This is a genomic window from Mycolicibacterium fallax (assembly GCF_010726955.1).
GTDB classification, from domain to species: domain Bacteria; phylum Actinomycetota; class Actinomycetes; order Mycobacteriales; family Mycobacteriaceae; genus Mycobacterium; species Mycobacterium fallax.
Genome location: NZ_AP022603.1, coordinates 2,215,055 through 2,235,472, shown reverse-complemented (window position 1 = coordinate 2,235,472; position 20,418 = coordinate 2,215,055). Strand labels below are relative to the sequence as shown.

The 20,418-nt window shown below is 70.9% G+C and carries 24 protein-coding genes; 19 read left to right on the top strand and 5 right to left on the bottom strand.

Going from position 1 to position 20,418, the window contains the following annotated elements; all coding sequences use genetic code 11:
* Nucleotide 1: 1 nt before the first annotated feature.
* A complete protein-coding gene (rocD, locus tag G6N10_RS10630) occupies nucleotides 2–1,264 on the bottom strand; it encodes an ornithine--oxo-acid transaminase (protein WP_085096495.1) in 1,263 nt (420 codons plus the stop codon).
* Nucleotides 1,265–1,266: 2 nt separating this feature from the next.
* On the bottom strand, nucleotides 1,267–2,100 hold the full coding sequence (gene ddaH, locus G6N10_RS10625) for a dimethylargininase (RefSeq protein WP_085096358.1): 834 nt from the start codon (nucleotides 2,098–2,100) through the stop codon (nucleotides 1,267–1,269).
* 125 nt (nucleotides 2,101–2,225) lie between these two features.
* Here ddaH and G6N10_RS10620 point away from each other — a divergent pair, with 125 nt between their 5' ends.
* Both G6N10_RS10620 and G6N10_RS10615 read left to right on the top strand, forming a co-directional pair.
* Nucleotides 2,226–2,693 carry an Rv2324 family transcriptional regulator gene (locus G6N10_RS10620; protein WP_085096497.1) on the top strand — a complete coding sequence of 156 codons (468 nt, stop codon included), beginning with the start codon at nucleotides 2,226–2,228 and terminating at the stop codon, nucleotides 2,691–2,693.
* 35 nt (nucleotides 2,694–2,728) lie between these two features.
* Nucleotides 2,729–3,901, top strand: a complete 1,173-nt coding sequence (locus tag G6N10_RS10615) for an NAD(P)/FAD-dependent oxidoreductase (protein WP_085096360.1) — start codon at nucleotides 2,729–2,731, stop codon at nucleotides 3,899–3,901.
* 20 nt (nucleotides 3,902–3,921) lie between these two features.
* On the opposite strand, the gene mftR is transcribed toward G6N10_RS10615, so the two are convergent.
* Entirely contained in the window at nucleotides 3,922–4,521 is a 600-nt protein-coding gene (gene mftR / locus G6N10_RS10610) for a mycofactocin system transcriptional regulator MftR (protein ID WP_085096363.1), read from the bottom strand.
* A 91-nt stretch (nucleotides 4,522–4,612) separates the two neighbouring features.
* Between mftR and mftA the strand changes: the two genes are divergently transcribed.
* From mftA to mftG, 7 genes are all read left to right on the top strand, one after another.
* Complete coding sequence (gene mftA / locus G6N10_RS10605) at nucleotides 4,613–4,702, top strand: mycofactocin precursor MftA (protein ID WP_109750526.1); 90 nt, start codon at nucleotides 4,613–4,615, stop codon at nucleotides 4,700–4,702.
* A gap of 2 nt (nucleotides 4,703–4,704) precedes the next feature.
* Nucleotides 4,705–5,019, top strand: coding sequence for a mycofactocin biosynthesis chaperone MftB (gene mftB / locus G6N10_RS10600; RefSeq protein ID WP_234810560.1), 315 nt, complete (start codon nucleotides 4,705–4,707; stop codon nucleotides 5,017–5,019).
* Nucleotides 5,016–6,206, top strand: a complete 1,191-nt coding sequence (mftC, locus tag G6N10_RS10595) for a mycofactocin radical SAM maturase (protein ID WP_085096369.1) — start codon at nucleotides 5,016–5,018, stop codon at nucleotides 6,204–6,206. The genes mftB and mftC overlap by 4 nt, the downstream gene beginning before the upstream one ends.
* 3 nt (nucleotides 6,207–6,209) lie before the next feature.
* Nucleotides 6,210–7,394 (top strand): pre-mycofactocin synthase MftD, encoded by a 1,185-nt coding sequence (gene mftD / locus G6N10_RS10590; protein ID WP_085096371.1) that lies wholly within the window; start codon nucleotides 6,210–6,212, stop codon nucleotides 7,392–7,394.
* 139 nt (nucleotides 7,395–7,533) lie between these two features.
* A complete protein-coding gene (gene mftE, locus G6N10_RS10585; RefSeq protein ID WP_234810561.1) occupies nucleotides 7,534–8,244 on the top strand; it encodes a mycofactocin biosynthesis peptidyl-dipeptidase MftE in 711 nt (236 codons plus the stop codon).
* On the top strand, nucleotides 8,241–9,662 hold the full coding sequence (gene mftF, locus G6N10_RS10580; RefSeq protein WP_085096375.1) for a mycofactocin biosynthesis glycosyltransferase MftF: 1,422 nt from the start codon (nucleotides 8,241–8,243) through the stop codon (nucleotides 9,660–9,662). Before mftE ends, mftF begins: the two co-directional genes overlap by 4 nt.
* Nucleotides 9,659–11,101: a mycofactocin dehydrogenase MftG gene (mftG, locus tag G6N10_RS10575; RefSeq protein WP_085096377.1), complete on the top strand. Its 1,443-nt coding sequence runs from the start codon at nucleotides 9,659–9,661 to the stop codon at nucleotides 11,099–11,101. The genes mftF and mftG overlap by 4 nt, the downstream gene beginning before the upstream one ends.
* 4 nt (nucleotides 11,102–11,105) lie before the next feature.
* Here mftG and G6N10_RS10570 read toward each other — a convergent pair whose 3' ends face one another.
* Nucleotides 11,106–12,701, bottom strand: a complete 1,596-nt coding sequence (locus tag G6N10_RS10570) for an MFS transporter (protein WP_085096379.1) — start codon at nucleotides 12,699–12,701, stop codon at nucleotides 11,106–11,108.
* A gap of 161 nt (nucleotides 12,702–12,862) precedes the next feature.
* Here G6N10_RS10570 and G6N10_RS10565 point away from each other — a divergent pair, with 161 nt between their 5' ends.
* Entirely contained in the window at nucleotides 12,863–13,495 is a 633-nt protein-coding gene (locus tag G6N10_RS10565) for a TetR/AcrR family transcriptional regulator (protein ID WP_085096381.1), read from the top strand.
* Nucleotides 13,496–13,563: 68 nt separating this feature from the next.
* Entirely contained in the window at nucleotides 13,564–15,144 is a 1,581-nt protein-coding gene (locus tag G6N10_RS10560; protein WP_085096383.1) for a carboxylesterase/lipase family protein, read from the top strand.
* Nucleotides 15,145–15,150: 6 nt separating this feature from the next.
* Here G6N10_RS10560 and G6N10_RS10555 read toward each other — a convergent pair whose 3' ends face one another.
* On the bottom strand, nucleotides 15,151–15,621 hold the full coding sequence (locus G6N10_RS10555) for a hotdog fold domain-containing protein (RefSeq protein WP_085096385.1): 471 nt from the start codon (nucleotides 15,619–15,621) through the stop codon (nucleotides 15,151–15,153).
* Between the two features lie 370 nt (nucleotides 15,622–15,991).
* Here G6N10_RS10555 and rpsJ point away from each other — a divergent pair, with 370 nt between their 5' ends.
* From rpsJ to rpsC, 8 genes are read left to right on the top strand one after another with little or no spacing between them, the layout of a single operon-like run.
* Complete coding sequence (gene rpsJ, locus G6N10_RS10550; protein ID WP_003883485.1) at nucleotides 15,992–16,297, top strand: 30S ribosomal protein S10; 306 nt, start codon at nucleotides 15,992–15,994, stop codon at nucleotides 16,295–16,297.
* A 14-nt stretch (nucleotides 16,298–16,311) separates the two neighbouring features.
* Nucleotides 16,312–16,965: a 50S ribosomal protein L3 gene (gene rplC / locus G6N10_RS10545; protein WP_085096387.1), complete on the top strand. Its 654-nt coding sequence runs from the start codon at nucleotides 16,312–16,314 to the stop codon at nucleotides 16,963–16,965.
* A gap of 2 nt (nucleotides 16,966–16,967) precedes the next feature.
* On the top strand, nucleotides 16,968–17,615 hold the full coding sequence (rplD, locus tag G6N10_RS10540) for a 50S ribosomal protein L4 (protein WP_085096389.1): 648 nt from the start codon (nucleotides 16,968–16,970) through the stop codon (nucleotides 17,613–17,615).
* Entirely contained in the window at nucleotides 17,615–17,917 is a 303-nt protein-coding gene (gene rplW / locus G6N10_RS10535) for a 50S ribosomal protein L23 (RefSeq protein WP_085096390.1), read from the top strand. Before rplD ends, rplW begins: the two co-directional genes overlap by 1 nt.
* Before the next feature lie 33 nt (nucleotides 17,918–17,950).
* Nucleotides 17,951–18,787: a 50S ribosomal protein L2 gene (gene rplB / locus G6N10_RS10530; RefSeq protein ID WP_085096392.1), complete on the top strand. Its 837-nt coding sequence runs from the start codon at nucleotides 17,951–17,953 to the stop codon at nucleotides 18,785–18,787.
* A 27-nt stretch (nucleotides 18,788–18,814) separates the two neighbouring features.
* A complete protein-coding gene (gene rpsS / locus G6N10_RS10525; RefSeq protein WP_011739061.1) occupies nucleotides 18,815–19,096 on the top strand; it encodes a 30S ribosomal protein S19 in 282 nt (93 codons plus the stop codon).
* Complete coding sequence (gene rplV, locus G6N10_RS10520; protein WP_085096394.1) at nucleotides 19,093–19,581, top strand: 50S ribosomal protein L22; 489 nt, start codon at nucleotides 19,093–19,095, stop codon at nucleotides 19,579–19,581. Before rpsS ends, rplV begins: the two co-directional genes overlap by 4 nt.
* Nucleotides 19,581–20,417 carry a 30S ribosomal protein S3 gene (gene rpsC / locus G6N10_RS10515; protein ID WP_085096396.1) on the top strand — a complete coding sequence of 279 codons (837 nt, stop codon included), beginning with the start codon at nucleotides 19,581–19,583 and terminating at the stop codon, nucleotides 20,415–20,417. Before rplV ends, rpsC begins: the two co-directional genes overlap by 1 nt.
* The last annotated feature ends 1 nt before the right edge of the window (nucleotide 20,418 follow it).

Genomic DNA, 20,418 nt, shown 5'->3' with positions numbered 1-20,418 from the left:
GTCAGCGCGGCAGGTCGTGGGCCAGCGCCTCGGCGAGCTGGTCCACCGCCCAGTCGATCTCCTCGGCGGTGATCACGATCGGCGGGGCGAACCGCAGCGTCGAACCGTGGGTGTCCTTGACCAGGATGCCCCGGTCGGCCAGCGCGAGGCTCAGCTGCTTGCCGGTGCCCAGCGCCGGGTCGACGTCGACGCCGGCCCACAGCCCGAGCCCGCGGACCGCCAGCACGCCGCGGCCGATGAGGGCCCGCAGCCGCTCGTGCAGCCGGGCGCCCAATTCCTTTGAGCGGGACTGGAATTCGCCGGTGGCGAGCATCTCCACCACGGTGGTGCCGATCGCGGTGGCCAGCGGGTTGCCGCCGAAGGTGGAGCCGTGCTCGCCGGGGTTGAGCACGCCGAGCACATCGGCGTCGGCCACCACCGCCGACAGCGGCACCACCGCGCCGCCGAGCGCCTTGCCGAGCAGGTAGACATCCGGCACCACGCCCCAGTGCTCGCAGGCGAAGGTGTAGCCGGTGCGCGCCAGGCCGGACTGGATCTCGTCGGCGATCATCAGCACGTTGTGGTCGGTGCAGATCCGGCGGACCCGGGGCAGGAAGTCCTCGGGCGGCATGATGATGCCCGCCTCGCCCTGGATCGGTTCCAGCAGCACCGCGACGGTGTTCTCGTCGATGGTCGCGGCCACCGCGTCGGCGTCGCCGAACGGCACCGCCCGGAAGCCGGGGGTGTAGGGGCCGAAGCCGTCCCGGGCCACCGGGTCCGAGGAGAAGCTCACGATGCTGATGGTGCGGCCGTGGAAGTTGTTCTCGGCCACCACGATATTGGCCAGGCCGGCCGGCACGCCCTTGACCTCGGCGCCCCACTTGCGGGCCACCTTGATCCCGCTCTCGACGGCCTCGGCGCCGCTGTTCATCGGCAGCACCATGTCCTTGCCGGCCAGCCGGGACAGCGCCTCGTTGAACGGGCCGAGCCGGTCGGAGTGGAACGCCCGGCTGGCCAGCGTCATGATGTCGAGCTGGGCGTGCGCGGCCGCGGTGATCGTCGGGTTGCGGTGCCCGAAGTTGACCGCGGAATAGGCGGCCAGGCAGTCCAGGTAGCGGCGACCGTCCACATCGGTGATCCAGGCACCGGTGGCCGAGTGCGCCACCACCGGCAGCGGCGCGTAGTTGCGCGCGGTGTGCTTGGCCTCCAGCTCGATGGCCAGATCGGTGTTGGTCAGGCCATCGGTCGCGGCGTCGGCGAAGCTGTCGGTCACGGTGTTCAGCATGATCACGGATGCACCTCCAATGTGCAGCATTTGACGGACCCGCCGCCCTTGATCAGTTCGGAAAGGTCGATGGCGATCGGCGCAAATCCGGCGTCGCGAAGCCGGGCGGCGAAACCGGTGGCAGCGGCGGGCAGCACGACGTGCCGACCGTCGGAGACGGCGTTGAGACCCAGCGCCAGCGCGTCGGCCTCGCCAACCTCGATGGCGCCCGGGAACAACTCGGCCAGCAGCAGCCGGGATTCGGGGGCGAAGGCCGCCGGGAAGTAGGCGATGGTGTGGTCGTCGAGCACGGCCAGCGCGACGTCGAGGTGGTAGAACCGCGGATCGACCAGCTGCAGGCTGATCACCGGCAGCCCGGTGATCGCGGCGATCTCGGCGTGGCTGTGCCGGTCGGTGCGAAATCCGGTGCCCGCCAGGATCATCGAGCCCACCGTCAGCAGGTCGCCCTGACCCTCGTTGACGCCGGTGGTGGGGATCGGGCGGTGGCCGGCGGCGGTCATCCAGGCTCGGTGCGCCAGTGCCTCGTCGGCCCGCTGGGCAAACTTGAACTGGGCCAGCACGGCCGTACCGCCGATGACGGTGCCGCCATTGGCGGCGAACACCATGTCCGGCAGTCCGGGCACCGCATCGAGCACCTCGACGCGGTGCCCGAGGCTCAGGTAGGTCTGCCGCAGCGCGTCCCACTGCCGGTGCGCCAGCGCGCGGTCGACCCCGCGGCTGGCGTCCATCCACGGGTTGATCTCGTAGGTCACGGCGAAGTGGGTGGGCGGCGCCATCACGTAGTGCCGGGGGCGGGCGGCGCGGAAGACCCCGGGCGAAACATCAAGGATCGTCATGAAACGAGCGTATTGGCGGAGAAATACGCAAGCAATCGCCATATAGTGCGAGTACAAACAGCAAACAATGTGTCGATTCAAATTCGCGGGCGCTTTGTTGCGTCCTTGGCCGGAAGGGAGCCGTGTTGCCTCGGCTGGACGCCACCGACGAGCAGATCCTGGCCGCGCTCACCGACAACGCCCGGGCCACCTTCGCCGAAATCGGTGCGCGGGTGAATCTGTCGGCGCCCGCGGTCAAGCGCCGGGTCGATCGGCTGCTCGACCTCGGGGTGATCCGTGGCTTCACCACCGTGGTGGACCGCAGCGCGCTGGGCTGGCACACCGAGGCCTACGTGCAGGTGTACTGCCAGGGTGCGATCGCTCCGGCGGAGCTGCGCCGGGCCTGGGAGGACATTCCGGAGGTGCTCAGCGCGGCCACCGTCACCGGCACCGCGGACGCGATCCTGCACGTGCTGGCCCGGGACATGCAGCATCTGGAAAGCGCGCTGGAACGCATCCGCAGCCGGGCCGACCTCAAGCGCAGCGAATCGATCGTGGTGCTGACCAATCTGATCGACCGGTCCCGGACCGCCGATCCGGGCGAGGGTGGATAACCGGTACTCGGGGTTCATCGTGTATTAACGGACGCGTGAGCGAAATCGGAACTGTGATCGTCGGCGGTGGGCTGGGTGCGACCCGGCTCGCCGAGCAGCTGCGTCGGGCGGAGTACGCCGGCCCGATCACCATCGTCAGCGACGAGTTGCATCTGCCCTACGATCGTCCGCCGCTGTCCAAGGAGGTGCTGCGCAACCCCGACATCGATGTCACGCTCAAGCCGCAGGCCTTCTACGACGAGCAGAACATCACCCTGCGTCTCGGCGCCGCCGCGACCGGGGTCGACGTCAAGGCCAAGACGGTGGCGCTGTCCGACGGCGCCGCGCTGGGCTATGACGACCTGATCATCGCCACCGGCGTGGTGCCCAAGCGGATCCCGTCGTTCCCGGAGCTGGACGGCATCCACGTGCTGCGCAACTACGACGAGGGCGCCAAGCTGCGGGCCGAGGCCGGTTCGGCGCGGCGCGCGGTGATCGTCGGCGCCGGTTTCATCGGCTGCGAGGTGGCCGCCAGCCTGCGCGCCCTTGGCGTCGAGGTCGTGCTCGTCGAGCCGCAGGCCGAGCCGTTGGCCTCGGTGCTGGGCACCCAGATCGGCGGGCTGGTCAGTCGGCTGCACCGCGCCGAGGGCGTCGATGTGCGCACCGGCACCGGGGTTTCCGGAGTGACCGGCCAGGACCGGGTCGCCGGGGTCACGCTGTCCGACGGCACCGAGGTGGCGGCCGATCTGGTCGTGGTCGGGATCGGCTCGCGCCCGGCCACCGACTGGCTGGCCGACTCCGACATCGAGGTCGACAACGGCATCGTCTGCGACAACGTGGGCCGCACCAGCGCGCCGCACGTCTGGGCGCTCGGGGATGTGGCGTCCTGGCGTGACGCGTCCGGCCACCAGGTGCGCGTCGAGCACTGGAGCAACGTCGCCGAGCAGGCGCGCGTGCTGGTGCCCGCGCTGCTGGGCTCCGACGCCCCGGAAGCCGTTGTGGTGCCGTACTTCTGGAGCGACCAGTACGACGTCAAGATCCAGTGCCTGGGTGAACCCGAGGCCGACGACATCGTGCATCTGGTCGAAGACGACGGCCGTAAGTTCCTGGCCTTCTACGAGCGCGACGGCATGGTGGTCGGTGTGGTCGGCGGCGGAATGCCCGGCAAGGTGATGAAGGTGCGCGCCAAGATCGCCGCGGGCGCCCCAATCGCCGACGTGCTGGGGTAGCCGCCCGCGGCGGCCGACTCTCAGACCCGCGGGCGGTCGCCGGGTGCGGCCAGGTCGAACGCCGCGCCGAGAGCCTGCGGCAGCGCCACCGACTCGTCGGCCAGCCAGTGCTCGTAGGCCGCCAGCGCCACCCCGAGCATGGTCCAGGCGATGGTCTGCGGCGCGAGGTCGCGGGCGGACTCGCCGCGGCGGCGGGCCACGAACTCGGCGATGACCGCGCGCCAGCCCGCGTACATCGTCATCGAATACGCCTGCAGTTCGGCGGTTTCCAGGATCACCCGCATCCGCTGGCGGTGCCGGTGCGCCTCGGTGTCGCCGAAGTCGTTGAAGTCCAGCAGCGCCGCGCGCAGCGCGTCGCGCATCGACAGTGCGGGGTCGGCGCTCGCCAGCAGGCCGCGCAGGTGGTCCAGGTGGGTGTCGAAGTCGCCCCAGCAGATGGCGTTCTTCGACGAGTAGTAGCGGAACAGGGTGCGCCGGGCGATGCCGGCGGCGGCGGCCACGTCGTCGACGCTGACCGCGTCGAAGCCGCGTTCGCCGAACAGTTCGATCGCGACGGCGGCGATCTGATCGTGGGTGGTCGACGGCCGCCGGCCGGCCCGGGGGCCCGAAACCGTCGTCATGAAAATCCCACCTTCCATTTCTGCACTCGATGCCATATTCTTACCGAGCCCGACCGATGTGTCGAGGACCACATCACGAAAGGTGCAGCAGATGGCAGAAAACCAGCAGGTCGACACCGAGCTCGTCGCCGAGGCCCTCGTTGAAGAGGTGTCCATCGACGGTATGTGCGGGGTCTACTGACCGTGTCGGCGGCGCCAGTCACCGCCGGGACCGGGCGGCCGCCGCCGTTCGACCCGGATCGTGGCTGGCGCCTGCACCCGCAGGTCGCGGTGCGCCCGGAGCCGTTCGGCGCGCTGCTCTACCACTTCGGCACCCGCAAGCTGTCCTTCCTCAAAAACCGCACGGTGGCCGATTTGGTCCGGGTGCTCGGCGAGCATGACGACGTCGCCGCGGCCTGCCGCGCCGTCGACATCGACGACGACGCCCGGGCGCCCTACCTGCACGCGTTGAGCGTGCTCGCCACTTCCAGAATGATTGTCCCGAAGGAGAATCCGTGACCGCGGTCGCCCCGGTGCCCCGGCTCGTCGATCAGTTCGAGCTGGGCTTGGACGCTCCCATCTGCCTGACCTGGGAGCTCACCTACGCCTGCAACCTGTCCTGCGTGCACTGCCTGTCCTCCTCGGGCAAGCGGGATCCGCGCGAGCTGACCACCGAGCAGTGCAAGTCGATCATCGACGAGTTGCAGCGGATGCAGGTGTTCTACGTCAACATCGGCGGCGGTGAGCCCACCGTGCGCTCGGACTTCTGGGAACTGGTCGACTACGCGACCGCCCACCAGGTCGGAGTCAAGTTTTCCACCAACGGAGTTCGGATCACCCCGGAGGTCGCCGCCCGGCTGGCCGCCAGCGATTACGTCGACGTCCAGATCTCACTGGACGGCGCGACCGCCGAGATCAACGACGCGGTGCGCGGGCCCGGCTCGTTCGCGATGGCGGTGCGGGCGCTGGAGAACCTGCGCGATGCGGGCTTCCGCGACGCGAAGATCTCGGTGGTGGTGACCCGGCACAACGTCGAGCAACTCGACGACTTCAAGGCGCTGGCCGACAGCTTCGGCGCCACCCTGCGGATCACCCGGCTGCGCCCATCGGGCCGCGGCGCCGACGTCTGGGACGACCTGCACCCCACCGCCGCCCAGCAGGTCACCCTCTACGACTGGCTGGTCGCGCACGGCGAGGGGGTGCTGACCGGTGACTCGTTCTTCCACCTGTCCGGGCTGGGCGAGCCCGGTGCGCTGGCCGGGCTGAACCTGTGCGGGGCCGGGCGGGTGGTCTGCCTGATCGATCCGGTCGGCGACGTCTATGCCTGCCCGTTCGCCATCCACGAAAAGTTCCTGGCCGGAAACGTGTTGTCCGACGGCGGTTTTGACCACGTGTGGAAGAACGCGGAGCTGTTCCGTGAGCTGCGCGAACCACAGTCGGCCGGCGCCTGCGGGAGCTGCGGTCACTACGACGCCTGCCGCGGCGGCTGCATGGCCGCGAAGTTCTTCACCGGCCTGCCGATGGACGGCCCGGATCCCGAATGCGTTGTCGGCCACGGGGAGTCGGCGCTGGCCGGCGACCGGGACAAGCCGCGCTCGCACATCGACCACTCCCGGTCCGGCGGCCGCGGCACCCCCGCGGGCCCGATCCCGTTGAAGCTCCTGACAACTCCGCCGAAGAAGTTCTGCAACGAAAGCCCGGTCTGAGCAATGCCACGCAACACCTGGTTCGAGACGGTCGCGATCGCCCAACAGCGGGCGAAGAAGCGGCTGCCCAAGTCGGTCTACTCCTCGCTGATCTCGGCGAGCGAGAAGGGGCTGACCGTCGCCGACAATGTCGAGTCCTTCGGCGAACTCGGGTTCGCGCCGCATGTCATCGGCGCGCCGGAGAAGCGCGACATGGCGACCACCGTTATGGGCCAAGAGATTTCGATGCCGGTCATCATCTCGCCGACCGGGGTTCAGGCGGTCGATCCCGACGGTGAGGTGGCCGTTGCCCGCGCCGCTGCGGCCCGCGGCACCGCGATGGGGCTGTCCTCGTTCGCCAGCAAGCCGATCGAGGAGGTCGTCGCCGTCAACGGCAAGATCTTCTTCCAGATCTACTGGCTGGGGGATCGCGCGGCGATCGCCGCCCGGGCTCAGCGCGCCAAGGAGGCCGGTGCGGTCGGCCTGATCGTGACGACCGACTGGAGCTTCTCGCACGGCCGGGACTGGGGCAGCCCGCAGATCCCCGAGCAGATGGACCTCAAGACCATCGCCAAGATGATGCCCGAGGGGCTGAGCCGGCCGGGCTGGTTCCTGCAATGGGCCAAGACCCTGCGACCGCCGAACCTGCGGGTGCCCAACCAGGGCGGACGCGGTGAGCCGGGTCCGCCGTTCTTCCAGGCCTACGGCGAATGGATGGGCACCCCGCCGCCCACCTGGGAGGACATCGCCTGGCTGCGGGAGCTGTGGGGCGGCCCGTTCATGCTCAAGGGCATCGTCCGCGTTGACGACGCCAAACGTGCTGTGGATGCCGGGGTTTCGGCCATTTCGGTGTCCAACCACGGCGGCAACAACCTGGACGGCACACCGGCCTCGATCCGCTGCCTGCCGGCGATTGCCGACGCGGTCGGCGACGAGGTCGAGGTGCTGCTCGACGGTGGCATCCGCCGCGGCAGCGACGTGGTCAAGTCGGTCGCGCTGGGGGCGCGCGCGGTGATGATCGGCCGGGCCTACCTGTGGGGCCTGGCCGCGGGCGGGCAGACCGGCGTGGAGAACGTGCTCGACATCCTGCGCGGTGGCATCGACTCCGCGCTGATGGGTCTGGGCCGCAGTTCCATCCACGAGCTGTCCGCCGAGGACATCCTGATCCCGGAGGGCTTCACCCGCGCGCTGGGCGTGCCCAACATCTGAGACGCCCCGGGCGGGCGCCTGTGGCGCCCGGGACTGGCGGGACCACGGTGGCGCTATGCGGTCAGCGGGCCGCAAGAAGTGCAAACCGGACCCCAACAACCGGTGCGCGCCGGATGGATACCGCCTAACATTCTCAAGCGTGGAGTCCCCCACCTGGCTTGCAGACTCGACCTCGAGCGAGGTGGCCCCGCTGGACCCGACGCTGGTGGTTCCGGTGGGCTCGGTCGAGCAGCACGGGCCGCACCTGCCGCTGGACACCGACACCCGGATAGCGAACGCCGTGGTCGCCGCCGTGCTGGACCGGTTGGCGCCCGGGGCTTACCTGGGCGCCCCGGCGCTGTGTTACGGGGCCAGCGGCGAGCACGAGGGCTTTGCCGGCACCGTCTCCATCGGCACCGAGGTGCTGGAATCGGTGCTGGTCGAGTACGGCCGCTCGGCGTGCCGCTGGACCCGGCGGGTGGTGTTCGTCAACGGGCACGGCGGTAACGTGCCCGCGCTGGTCGGCGCGGTGCGTCGATTGCGCGCCGAGGGCCGCGACGTCGCCTGGTGCGCCCCGCTGGTCGACGGTGCCGACGCGCACGCGGGGCACACCGAAACCTCGGTCCTGCTGCATCTTTGCCCGGCGGATGTGCGGACCGAACGAATCGAGGCCGGCAACAGCGCGCCGCTGAGCGAGCTGATGCCGATGATGCGCCGAGGGGGACTGGCAGCAGTGAGCGAGGTAGGTATCTTGGGCGATCCGAGGACGGCGACCGCTGCGGCGGGGGCGCGCATCCTGGCCGCCATGGTCGACGGGTGCGCGCGCCGCATCGGCGAGTGGAATCCGGGCGGGACGGGGATGCTGGCGTGACCGCCGGGCCCCGGCTGCCCGACGGTTTCGCGGTGCAGGTCGATCGCCGGGTTCGAGTGCTCGGCGCGGGCAGCGCGCTGCTCGGCGGTTCCCCGACCCGGCTGCTGCGGCTGGCGCCGGCCGCCCGCGACATGCTCGGGGACGGTCGGCTGGAGGTCCGCGACGCCAGCAGCGCCCAGCTGGCCCGGGCCCTGCTGGACGCCACCGTCGCCCACCCCCGGCCGGCCACCGGCCCGTCCTACCTGGATGTCACGGTGGTGATCCCGGTGCACGACAACCCGGCCGGGGTGATCCGGCTGGTCGGCGCGCTGCGCGGGGTCCGGGTCGTCGTCGTCGACGACGGTTCACCGGTGCCGTTGTCCGGCAACGATTTCCAGGGTGCCGGCTGCGAGGTGACGATCCTGCGGCACGACGAACCGCGCGGTCCGGCCGCGGCCCGCAACACCGGCCTGGCGGCCTGCGACACCGACTTCGTGGCGTTCCTGGATTCGGATGTGCTGCCGCGCCGCGGCTGGCTGGAGGTGCTGCTCGGGCACTTCTGCGATCCGGCGGTGGCCCTGGTCGCCCCGCGGATCGTCGGCCTGCCCGGCCCGGACAACCTGCTGGCCCGCTACGAGGCGGTGCGCTCCTCGCTGGACCTGGGCCGGCGGGAGGCGCCGGTGACCCCGTACGGCACGGTGTCCTATCTGCCCAGCGCGGCGATCATCGGCCGGGTCGCGACGCTGCGCGCGGTCGGCGGGTTCGACGAGGACATGCGCTGCGGCGAGGACGTCGACCTGTGCTGGCGGCTGATCGAAACCGGGGCGCGGCTGCGCTACGAGCCGATCGCCCTGGTCTCCCACGAGCACCGGATCGAACCGGGGGCGTGGCTGCGGCGCAAGGCGTTCTACGGCACCTCGACCGGGCCGCTGTCGGCCCGGCACCCGGGCAAGGTGGCCCCGATGGTCATCTCGGGCTGGTCGCTGCTGACCTGGCTGCTGCTGGCGCTGGGCACCCGGTTGACGGCGCTGGCCTCGCTGCTGGCCGCCGGGGTGGTCGGCGCCAAGGTGGCCCGCTCGATGCGGTCCCCGGAGGCCGCGCCGCGCGACGTGGCGGTGGTCGCCGCCCGCGGGCTCGGCGCGGCGGGGCTGCAACTGGCGGCGGCGATCTGCCGGCACTACTGGCCGGTGGCGGCGGTGGCCGCGGTGCTCTCACCGCGGTTTCGCCAGGTGGTGCTGCTGGCGGCCGTCCTGGACGGGGTGGCCGATTGGCTGGGGCACCGCAGCGGCGCCGCCGACGACGACGAGGTGCGGCCGGTGGGTCCGATCGCCTACCTGCTGCTCAAGCGGCTCGACGACCTCGCCTACGGGGCCGGGCTGTGGTACTCGGTGCTGCGCAACCAGACCCTGGTGCCGCTGCGTCCACAGATTCGGATGTGATCGCGGCGGTGCACAGCGACGTCCTCATCGTTGGTGCGGGCAGTGCCGGATCCGTCCTGGCCGAACGCCTTTCGGCGGACCCCGGCTGCCGGGTCACGGTGCTGGAGGCGGGTCCCGGTCCGGACCCCCGGGTGGCCGCGCTGACCGGGGACGGCACCCGGCTGCCGCTGGCCGCCGACAGCCCGGTGATCGCGCGGTACTCCGCGGTGCTCACCGACGACCCGGCCCGGCCGGCCGAACTGGTCCGCGGCGCCACCGTCGGCGGCTCCGGCGCGGTCAACGGCGGCTACTTCTGCCGCGGCCTGCCGCGGGATTTCGACGGCTGGGCACTGCCCGGCTGGGCCTGGCCCGACGTGCTCGGGCACTTCCGGGCGATCGAGACCGATCACGATGTGGCCGGGCCGCTGCACGGCCGCGACGGCCCGGTTCCGGTGCGCCGGGCCGCCGAGCTGACCGGGCCGGCCGCCGCCCTGGCCGCCGCGGCGGCCGATGCCGGCTTCGGCTGGATCGACGACCTCAACGGCGGTACCGACGGCGCCGGCCCGGTCGACGGGATCGGCGCGGTGCCGTCGAACATCCTGGGCGGGCACCGCTACGGCCCCGGTGAGGTTTTCCTGGCCCGGACCGCCGGCCGGCCCAACCTGAGCGTGCTGCCGGTGCGCAGCGTGCACCGGATCCGGTTCGACGGGCTGCGCGCGACCGGTGTCGAGGCGACCGGACCGGACTCGGCCACGGTGTTCACCGCCGACCGGATCGTGCTGTCGGCCGGCGCGATCGGCTCGGCCACGCTGTTGCTGCGCTCCGGTATCGGCGATCCGGATATGTTGCGAGACTTGGGCATTGAGCCGCTGATCGAGGCGCCCGTCGGGGCTGCGTTCGCCGACCACCCGGAGTGGCTGCTGCCGACGGACTGGGCATCCGGCGCGCCGGGGCCGGCACTGCAAGCGGTGCTGAGCACCGCCGATGGCATTGAAATACGGCCCTACACACAGGGTTTCGCCGCAATGACGGGCGCTGGCGAGGTTTCCGATGATCGTCCGCAGATCGGCGTCGCGCTGATGAATCCGATTGCGCGAGGACGACTTCGGCTCCTCTCCGCGGATCCGCGGATCGGCCCGGAGATCCGGCACCGCTACGACAGTGCCGACGGTGACGCTCGAGCACTGGCCAAAGGTGTCGGCCTGGTCCGCGAAATCCTCGGTGGCACAGTCAGACTCGGTGATCCGGCGTGGGCCACCTCGCAGCATCTGTGCGGCACCGCGCCGATGGGCGGCGAGAGCGACTCACGGGCGGTGCTCGATGAGCGCTGCCGGGTTCGCGGGGCGCAGAATCTGTGGGTGATCGACGGGTCGGTGCTGCCCAGCGTCCCGAGCCGCGGGCCACACGCCAGCACGGTGATGATCGCGCACCGGGCCGCATCGTTCGTCACGGCCGGCTGACGGTTCAGGCGCCCGCCCGGCGCCGATGCCTGCCGCCGGGGCGCTGCCCGCGCAGCCGCCGCACGATCGCGAGCTGACGGCCGTCGCGCCCGGGCGCCCAGGCGCCGATCAGCACCGCGGAGATCGTCGTCACCGCACCGAGCGCGGTCAGCGAGGAGTGCACCGACTCGGTGAAGGCGGCCCGGGCGGCGTCGGCCAGCGCCTGGCCGTCCGGGCCGAGCGAACCGGCCACCCCGAGTGCCTCGCCCAGCGAGCGGGCCGCGGACTCCCGGATCGGCTCGGGGAACGCCGACAGCAGCGGTCGCAGCACCTGGGCGTACTGCGAGGCCAGCATCGAGCCGGCCAGCGCGATGCCCAGGGCGGCGCCGACCTCCCGGGTGGTGTCGTTGATCGCCGATCCGACGCCCTGCTTGTCGTCGGGAATGGCGGTCATGATCGCCGAGGTGGTCGGCGCCACGGTCAGGCCGAGGCCGGCCGACAGCACCAGCAGCGGCCAGGCCAGCGCCCAGTAGTCCGAATCCAGTGACAGGAACCGCATGCACAGGAAACCGACCCCGGTGATGGCCAGGCCGAGGAACACCACCAGCCGCAGTCCCATTCGGGGCAGGTACCAGAACGACAGCAGCGACAGGATCAGCAGCGGCACCGCCAGCGGACTGATCGCCACCGCGGTGCCTAGCGCGCTGTAGTCCAGGGCGAGCTGGATGAACTGCATGTAGATGAAGAAGAAGCCGAACAGTGCGAAGAACACCACGGTGATGGCGGCCGCACCGGTGGCGAACATGGTGTCGGCGAACAGCCGAACATCCAGCAGCGGAAATTCGTGCCGCACCTCGACCGCGGCGAAGCCGGCCGCCAGCCCGACACCAGCGATCAGGCAGCCGTAGACCACCGGGTCCGACCAGCCCCGGGCCGGCGCCTCCAGGATCCCGAACACGAACGCCGCCACCGCCGCGGCGATCAGCGCCGCGCCGGTGCCATCGAGCGGATGCGGGTTCTCCTCCTTGGAACCTCGCGCCAGCAGGGTCAGCGGGATCAGCAGGATCGCCGAAAGCGCGAACGCCCAGAAGATCGACGGCCAGGACCAGAAGTGCAGCAGCACACCAGATCCCAGCATCCCGACGATGCCCCCGCAGCTGGACACCCCGGCCCACACGCCGACGGCCTTGGTGCGCTGCTGCCGGCTGTAGACCGAGGTGATCAGCGACAGGGTGGCCGGCATGACGAACGCGGCCCCGAGCCCGGCGATGGCGCGGGAGACGATCAGGGTGGTCGCGTCGGCGACGAAGATCGGCAGGAACGACGACGCGCCGAACAGCACCAGGCCGAACAGCAGGGCGCCGCGGCGGCCGAACCGGTCGCCGATCGCGCCGGCGGGCAGCAGCAGGCAGGCCAGCGCCAGGGTGTAGCCGTCGACGATCCAGGTGAGCTGGGTCTGACTGGCCGAGGTCTGGATCGCGATGTCACCGAGCGCGGTGTTCAGCGCGACCATCGACGACATCACCAGCAGCACGCCCAGGCAGGCCACCGTCAGGGTCCAGCCGCGGCGGTGGGCGGTGGCGGTGCCGGGCTCGGGCGGGGCGAGCAGGGCATCGGTCACCGGGCGCTCCCGTCGCACGTTTCGAGACGCTGTGTCTCAAATCTGTCCGAGACTAACAGTCTTGTAAACTGGATCGGCCCGGATCGCGCGGTTTGCCCGCGCGGGGCCCACGCGTTCGCCAGCATGGAATCGCTGCGCCCCGAGATCAGGGAGGTGACCCGGTGAGCGGTGGCCGTACCGATCCGCGCCCGGCCCGATCCCGGGCCCGGCTGCTGGAGGCCGCGACCACGCTGCTGAACTCCGGCGGCCCGAGCGCGGTGACCGTCGACGCGGTGCTGCGCGGGGCGAACGTCGCCCGGGCCACGCTGTACCGACACTTCTCCAGCGGCACCGACCTGCTGGCGGCCGCGTTCCAGTCGCTGATCCCGCCGGCCCCGATGCCGCCGGAGGACGGCTCGCTGCGGGACCGGCTGACCGGGCTGCTGCAGGCCTTCGCCGAGCACATCGCCGAGGCGCCGGCGTTGCTGACCGCGATGAACTGGCTGGCGCTGGGCCGCGACCTCGAACAGATGCCGGACACGCACGCGTCCTCGGACAGCGAGGAGGTGCGCACCCTGCGCGAGCGGATCGCCCAGCAGTACGCGGCGCCGTTCGACGCGATCTTCGACAGCCCGCAGACCGCCGCCGAACTCGTCGAGTTCGACCGGGCCACCGCGATGACGCTGCTGGTCGGGCCGTTGGTCACCGCCCGGCTCTCCACCCTGGTCGACGCCGACTACCGGGAGACCGTCCGCGCCTCCGTCGAGGGATTCCTGCACGTCTACGGCCGGCCGGCCGCGTCCGAGCAGCCCTAGGCACGGCGGTCGTGCAGCATCGGGCGCCTCGGACCGCGAGGTGGGCAGCCGTCGCGGCCGCACTGCTGATGCTGACCACCGCGCTGGGCGGCTGCGGAACCCGCGGATCCGCCCCCGCCGGCACCGCGCTGCCCGCGCCGCCGGACCCGGGCCTGGACGACGGGATGGTGCACACCACCGCCGGGCGGGTCCGCGGCGAGATCGGCCAGGGCTACCGGCTGTTCCAGGGCATCCCCTATGCGGCAGCCCCGATCGGACCGCTGCGCTGGCAGCCGCCGCGGCCGGCGGAGCCCTGGCCCGGGATCCGCGACGCCAGCCGGCCGGGCAAGCGCTGCATCCAGGACGTCCGGCTCGATCCCGGCGGCGGGCACGGCGACTCCGAGGACTGCCTGTTCGTCAACGTGTGGAGCCCGGCGGGCGCGGTGGCCCGGCCGGTGCTGGTGTGGATCCACGGCGGCGGCTTCGCCAACGGCAGCGGCGCGATGTACGACGCCCGCCGGCTGACCACCGAGGGTGACGTCGTGGTGGTCACACTGAACTATCGGCTCGGCGCGCTCGGTTTCCTGATCCATCCGGCCCTCGGCGAGGGCAACTACGGGCTGGCCGATCAGCAGGCCGCGCTGCGCTGGGTCCGCGCCAACATCGCCGGCTTCGGCGGCGACCCGGACCGGGTGACCATCGCCGGGGAATCCGCCGGGGCGATGTCGGTCTGCGACCACCTGGCCGCGCCGGATTCGGCCGGACTGTTCCGCTCTGCCGTCATCGCCAGCGGCCCGTGCCGGGCCCAGGCCGACCGGGCCACCGCCGAGCGGGTGGGCCGCGACTATGTCGCGGCGGCGGGCTGCGCGCGCGGGCGCGACGAGGAGATCGCCGGCTGCCTGCGGGCGATCGCGGCCACCGACCTGGAGGAATCCCCGTGGTACACCCGGCTCGGGGATGAGCCGCTGACCGGCCCGGTGCTGGGCACCCCGGTGCTGCCGGTCGACCCGGTCACCGCGATGGGCGGACCCGACGCGGTGTCGGTGCCGGTGCTGATCGGCACCACCGCCGACGAGTTCACCCTGTTCCCGGCGCTGCAGTATCTGCGCACCGGTGCCGGGCTGCCGACGGCCGCGGACTACCCGGGCCTGCTGGCGCAGGCCTTCGGGCGGCACGGCGCTGCGGTCGCGGCCCGCTACCCGCTGCCCGCGGGCGCGACGCCCGCGCAGGTCACCGAGCGGTACGCCCGGACGGTCACCGACGGCGCGTTCGCCTGCCCGGCGACCCGGATGGCGGCCGCGCTCGCGGGTGCGGCGCCGGTCTACTTCTACGAGTTCGACGACCCGGCGGCGCCGCGGCCCGAGCCGTTGACCCGGGTGCCATTCCGGGTGGGCGCCAGCCACTCGCTGGACCTGCGGTACCTGTTCGACATCGTCGGCGCGCCGGCGCTCAGCGCCGCCCAGCGCCGGTTGTCGGCGCAGATGATCGGGTACTGGTCGGCGTTCGTGACCACCGGGGTGCCCGCGGTTCCCGGCGCGCCGAGCTGGCCCGCCGTCGCCGATGCCGCCGGCGCGGGCCCGGTGCTGTCGCTGCGGACCGACGGTTCCCGGCCGATCTCCGACTACGCCGCCGAGCACCGCTGCGAGTTCTGGGCCGGGCTGGGCAGCTGACCGGGCTCAGGCCGGGGTGACCCAGGTGGTGATCTCGGCGCTGACCACCTCGGTGCCGTCGCGGTCGGTGATGCTGATCGGCACCGTCACCTCGGTGCCCTCGGTGATCGCGGCGAAATCCGGGACCGCCAGCGTCGCCACCGCGCGCAGCGAGGTTTTGGCCTTGGTCAGGTACTGCACCGTCATCGCCTTGGGGATCCAGCGGTGGCTGGCCGGCACGGTGGCCTCCATCAGCATGCCCATCGACACCTCGGCGAGGTTGCAGGCGGCGATCGCGTGAAAGGTGCCGAGATGGTTGTAGACGCCGTACCACTTGGGCGCGGTCACCTCGCAGCGCCCCGGTTCCATCCGGTGTACGTGCGGGACGACGGAGGCGAAATACGGCACCCGGGCGATCATCGCGGCGGAGAACAGGGCCGAGCCGCCGGGCTTGCCGGACAGTCGCTGCCAGGCCCGGTAGGTGGGGGAGACGCTCATGACCACCATCTTACTTCAAAGTAAGTTAGACGCCCGCGGGACGGCCGCCGGGCACCCCGCGGGGCGTCCTCGGCGCAGATACCACCGCATTTGGAGCGTGCGCCGATCTGGGGCATACTGTTCGGGTTGCCTTGAGCCGGGTTCGCACCTGGCCGGGCATACGACCGGCGCCCATGCGGGCGCGTCCGGTCCCAACCTGGACGGCGACGAGAATCTCTCGGAACCCTCCGGGCTGCGCAACGGCGACACGCCCGAGCGCGGGGGTCGGTGAACTTCAGACAGGTAAACAGCGGCGGCAATCGAGCGCGAAATGCGCCGGAGGCACCACGTCTGGCCAGGTGGCCAGGCATGACAGTGAGGTAGGAGAAGCGTGGCGGGACAGAAGATCCGCATCAGGCTCAAGGCCTACGACCATGAGGCGATCGACGCCTCGGCGCGCAAGATCGTGGAAACGGTCACCCGTACGGGCGCCAGTGTGGTCGGCCCGGTGCCGCTGCCGACCGAGAAGAACGTGTACTGCGTCATCCGGTCTCCGCATAAGTACAAGGATTCGCGCGAGCACTTCGAGATGCGGACCCACAAGCGCCTCATCGACATCCTCGACCCGACGCCGAAGACGGTGGATGCCCTCATGCGCATCGACCTGCCGGCCAGCGTCGACGTGAACATCCAGTAGGAGACCAGAACACAATGGCTAGAAAAGGCATTCTGGGCACCAAGCTGGGCATGACGCAGGTGTTCGACGAGAACAACCGGGTGGTCCCGGTGACCGTCGTCAAGGCCGGCCCCAACGTGGTGACCCGCATCCGTACCACTGAGCGCGACGGCTACTCCGCCGTGCAGCTCGCCTACGGTGAGATCAGCCCCCGCAAGGTGAACAAGCCGGTCACCGGCCAGTACGCCGCCGCCGGGGTCAACCCGCGTCGCCACCTCGCCGAGCTGCGTCTCGACGACGAGGCCGCCGCCGCCGACTACCAGGTCGGCCAGGAGCTGACCGCCGAGATCTTCGCCGACGGCAGCTACGTCGACGTCACCGGCACCTCCAAGGGCAAGGGCTTCGCCGGCACCATGAAGCGGCACGGCTTCAGCGGCCAGGGCGCCAGCCACGGCACCCAGGCGGTGCACCGTCGTCCCGGCTCCATCGGTGGCTGCGCCACCCCCGGCCGGGTATTCAAGGGCACCCGGATGTCGGGCCGGATGGGCCACGAGAAGGTCACCACGCAGAACCTGAAGGTGCACAAGGTGGACGCCGAGAACGGCGTGCTGCTGATCAAGGGCGCCATCCCCGGCCGCAACGGCGGGCTCGTCATGGTTCGCACTGCGATCAAACGAGGTGAGAAGTAGTTATGGCACTCAAGATTGACGTCCGGACCCCGGGCGGCAAGACCGACGGCACGGTTGAGCTCCCGGCCGCCCTGTTCGACGTCGAGCCCAACATCGCGCTGATGCACCAGGTGGTCATCGCGCAGCAGGCCGCAAAGCGTCAGGGCACCCACTCGACCAAGACCCGCGCTGAGGTCTCCGGCGGCGGCAAGAAGCCGTACCGGCAGAAGGGCACCGGCCGCGCCCGTCAGGGCTCGACCCGCGCCCCGCAGTTCACCGGCGGTGGCGTCGTGCACGGCCCCAAGCCGCGCGACTACAGCCAGCGGACCCCGAAGAAGATGATCGCCGCCGCGCTGCGCGGTGCACTCAGCGACCGGGCCCGCAACGACCGGATCCACGCCGTCACCGAGCTGGTCAGCGGTCAGGCCCCCTCGACCAAGAGCGCCAAGTCGTTCCTGGCCGAGCTGACCTCCAACGGCAAGGTGCTCGTGGTGATCGGCCGCACCGATGAGGTTGGCGCGCGCAGCGTGCGCAACCTGCCGGGCGTGCACATCATCGCCCCGGACCAGCTGAACACCTACGACGTGCTTTACGCCGACGACGTGGTGTTCTCGGTGGAGGCGCTCAACGCCTACATCGCCGCCAACACCGAGCAGGAGGTCTCCGCCTGATGGCAACCGTCTCCGCACCCCACGACATCATCCTGGCACCGGTGATCTCGGAGAAGGCCTACGGCCTGATCGAGGGCAACGTGTACACGTTCCTGGTCCACCCGGACTCGAACAAGACGCAGATCAAGATCGCCGTCGAGAAGATCTACCAGGTGAAGGTCGACTCGGTGAACACCGCCAACCGGCAGGGCAAGCGCAAGCGCACCCGGGCCGGCTTCGGACAGCGCAAGAGCACCAAGCGCGCGATCGTCACCCTGGCCGCCGGCGAGAAGCCGATCGACGTGTTCGGAGCGCCGGCCTGAGGCCGGCCGACGAAAGACTAGAGAGACCTACTGATGGGAATTCGCAAGTACAAGCCGACGACCCCCGGTCGCCGCGGCTCTAGCGTCTCCGATTTCGCCGAAATCACGCGCGACCATCCGGAGAAGTCGCTGGTCCGCCCGCTGCACGGGACCGGCGGTCGCAACGCCCACGGCCGGATCACCACCCGGCACAAGGGTGGCGGGCACAAGCGCGCCTACCGCGTCATCGACTTCCGTCGCCACGACAAGGACGGCGTCAACGCCAAGGTCGCGCACATCGAGTACGACCCCAACCGCACCGCGAACATCGCGCTGCTGCACTTCCTGGACGGCGAGAAGCGCTACATCATCGCGCCGCAGGGCCTGAAGCAGGGCGACATTGTTGAGGCCGGCCCGACCGCCGACATCAAGCCCGGCAACAACCTGCCGCTGCGCAACATCCCGGCCGGTACCGTTATCCACGCCGTGGAGCTGCGGCCGGGCGGCGGCGCCAAGCTGGCTCGCTCCGCCGGTGTCAGCATCCAGCTGCTCGGCAAGGAAGGCAGCTACGCCACGCTGCGTATGCCCTCCGGCGAGATCCGCCGCGTCGACGTGCGCTGCCGCGCCACCGTCGGCGAGGTCGGCAACGCCGAGCAGGCGAACATCAACTGGGGCAAGGCCGGCCGGATGCGGTGGAAGGGCAAGCGCCCCACCGTCCGCGGTGTCGTGATGAACCCGGTCGACCACCCGCACGGTGGTGGTGAGGGCAAGACCTCCGGTGGTCGCCACCCGGTCAGCCCGTGGGGCAAGCCCGAGGGCCGCACCCGCAAACCGAACAAGCCGAGCGACAAGCTCATCGTCCGCCGCCGGCGCACCGGCAAGAAGCGCTAGCCGGATCCGGAAGAGGAGACACAGAGCATGCCACGCAGCCTGAAGAAGGGTCCGTTCGTCGACGACCATCTGTTGAAGAAGGTCGACGTCCAGAACGAGAAGAACACCAAGCAGGTCATCAAGACCTGGTCCCGTCGGTCGACCATCATCCCCGACTTCATCGGACACACCTTCGCCGTCCACGACGGCCGCAAGCACGTGCCGGTGTTCGTGACGGAGTCGATGGTCGGGCACAAGCTCGGCGAGTTCGCCCCGACGCGGACCTTCAAGGGTCACATCAAGGACGACCGGAAGAGTAAGCGCCGATGAGCACCGTTACCGAATACCCGTCCGCCACCGCGAAGGCCCGGTTCGTCCGGGTCTCGGCCAGCAAGGCTCGCCGGGTCATCGACCTGGTCCGCGGCAAGTCCGTCGAGGAGGCCCTCGACATCCTGCGCTGGGCGCCCCAGGCCGCCAGTGAGCCGGTCGCCAAGGTGATCGCCTCCGCCGCCGCCAACGCCCAGAACAATGACGGCCTGGACCCGGCCACCCTGGTGGTGGCCACCGTCTACGCCGACGAGGGCCCGACCGCCAAGCGCATCCGGCCGCGCGCCCAGGGGCGGGCGTTCCGGATCCGCAAGCGGACCAGCCACATCACGGTGATCGTGGAGAGCCGCCCGGCCAAGGAAAAGAAGTCCGGTGCGAGCGCCTCCGGTGCCCGCGCACGTCGCGCCCAGGGCAGCAAGGCCGCCGCGGCGAAGAAGGCAACTGCAGGCACCGAGGCTTCGAGCGAAGCGAAGGGAGGCTCGAAGTAGTGGGCCAGAAGATCAATCCCCACGGCTTCCGCCTCGGGATCACCACCGACTGGAAGTCCCGTTGGTACGCCGACAAGCAGTACGCCGACTACGTCAAGGAAGACGTGGCCATCCGCAAGCTGCTGGCCACCGGCCTGGAGCGGGCCGGCATCGCCGATGTGGAGATCGAGCGGACCCGTGACCGGGTTCGGGTCGACATCCACACCGCGCGGCCGGGCATCGTCATCGGTCGCCGCGGCACCGAGGCCGACCGGATCCGCACCGACCTGGAGAAGCTGACCGGCAAGCAGGTTCAGCTGAACATCCTCGAGGTGAAGAACCCGGAGAGCCAGGCCCAACTGGTCGCCCAGGGTGTCGCCGAGCAGCTGAGCAACCGGGTGGCGTTCCGCCGCGCGATGCGCAAGGCCATCCAATCGGCGATGCGTCAGCCCAACGTCAAGGGCATCCGGGTGCAGTGCTCCGGCCGCCTGGGCGGTGCGGAGATGAGCCGTTCGGAGTTCTACCGCGAGGGCCGGGTGCCGCTGCACACGCTGCGCGCCGACATCGACTACGGCCTGTACGAGGCCAAGACCACCTTCGGCCGGATCGGCGTGAAGGTGTGGATCTACAAGGGTGACGTCGTCGGTGGCCGTCGCGAGCTGGCCGCTGCTGCGCCCGCCGATCGCCCCCGCCGGGAGCGTCCGACGGGCACCCGCCCGCGTCGCAGCGGCGCCTCGGGCACCACGGCCACCAGCACCGATGCCGGCCGGGCGGCCAGCGACGGCGCTGCCGAGACCGCTGAGTCGGCGACCCCGGTCACCGTCGAGGCGCCGGCCGCAGAGAATACGGAGAGCTAGC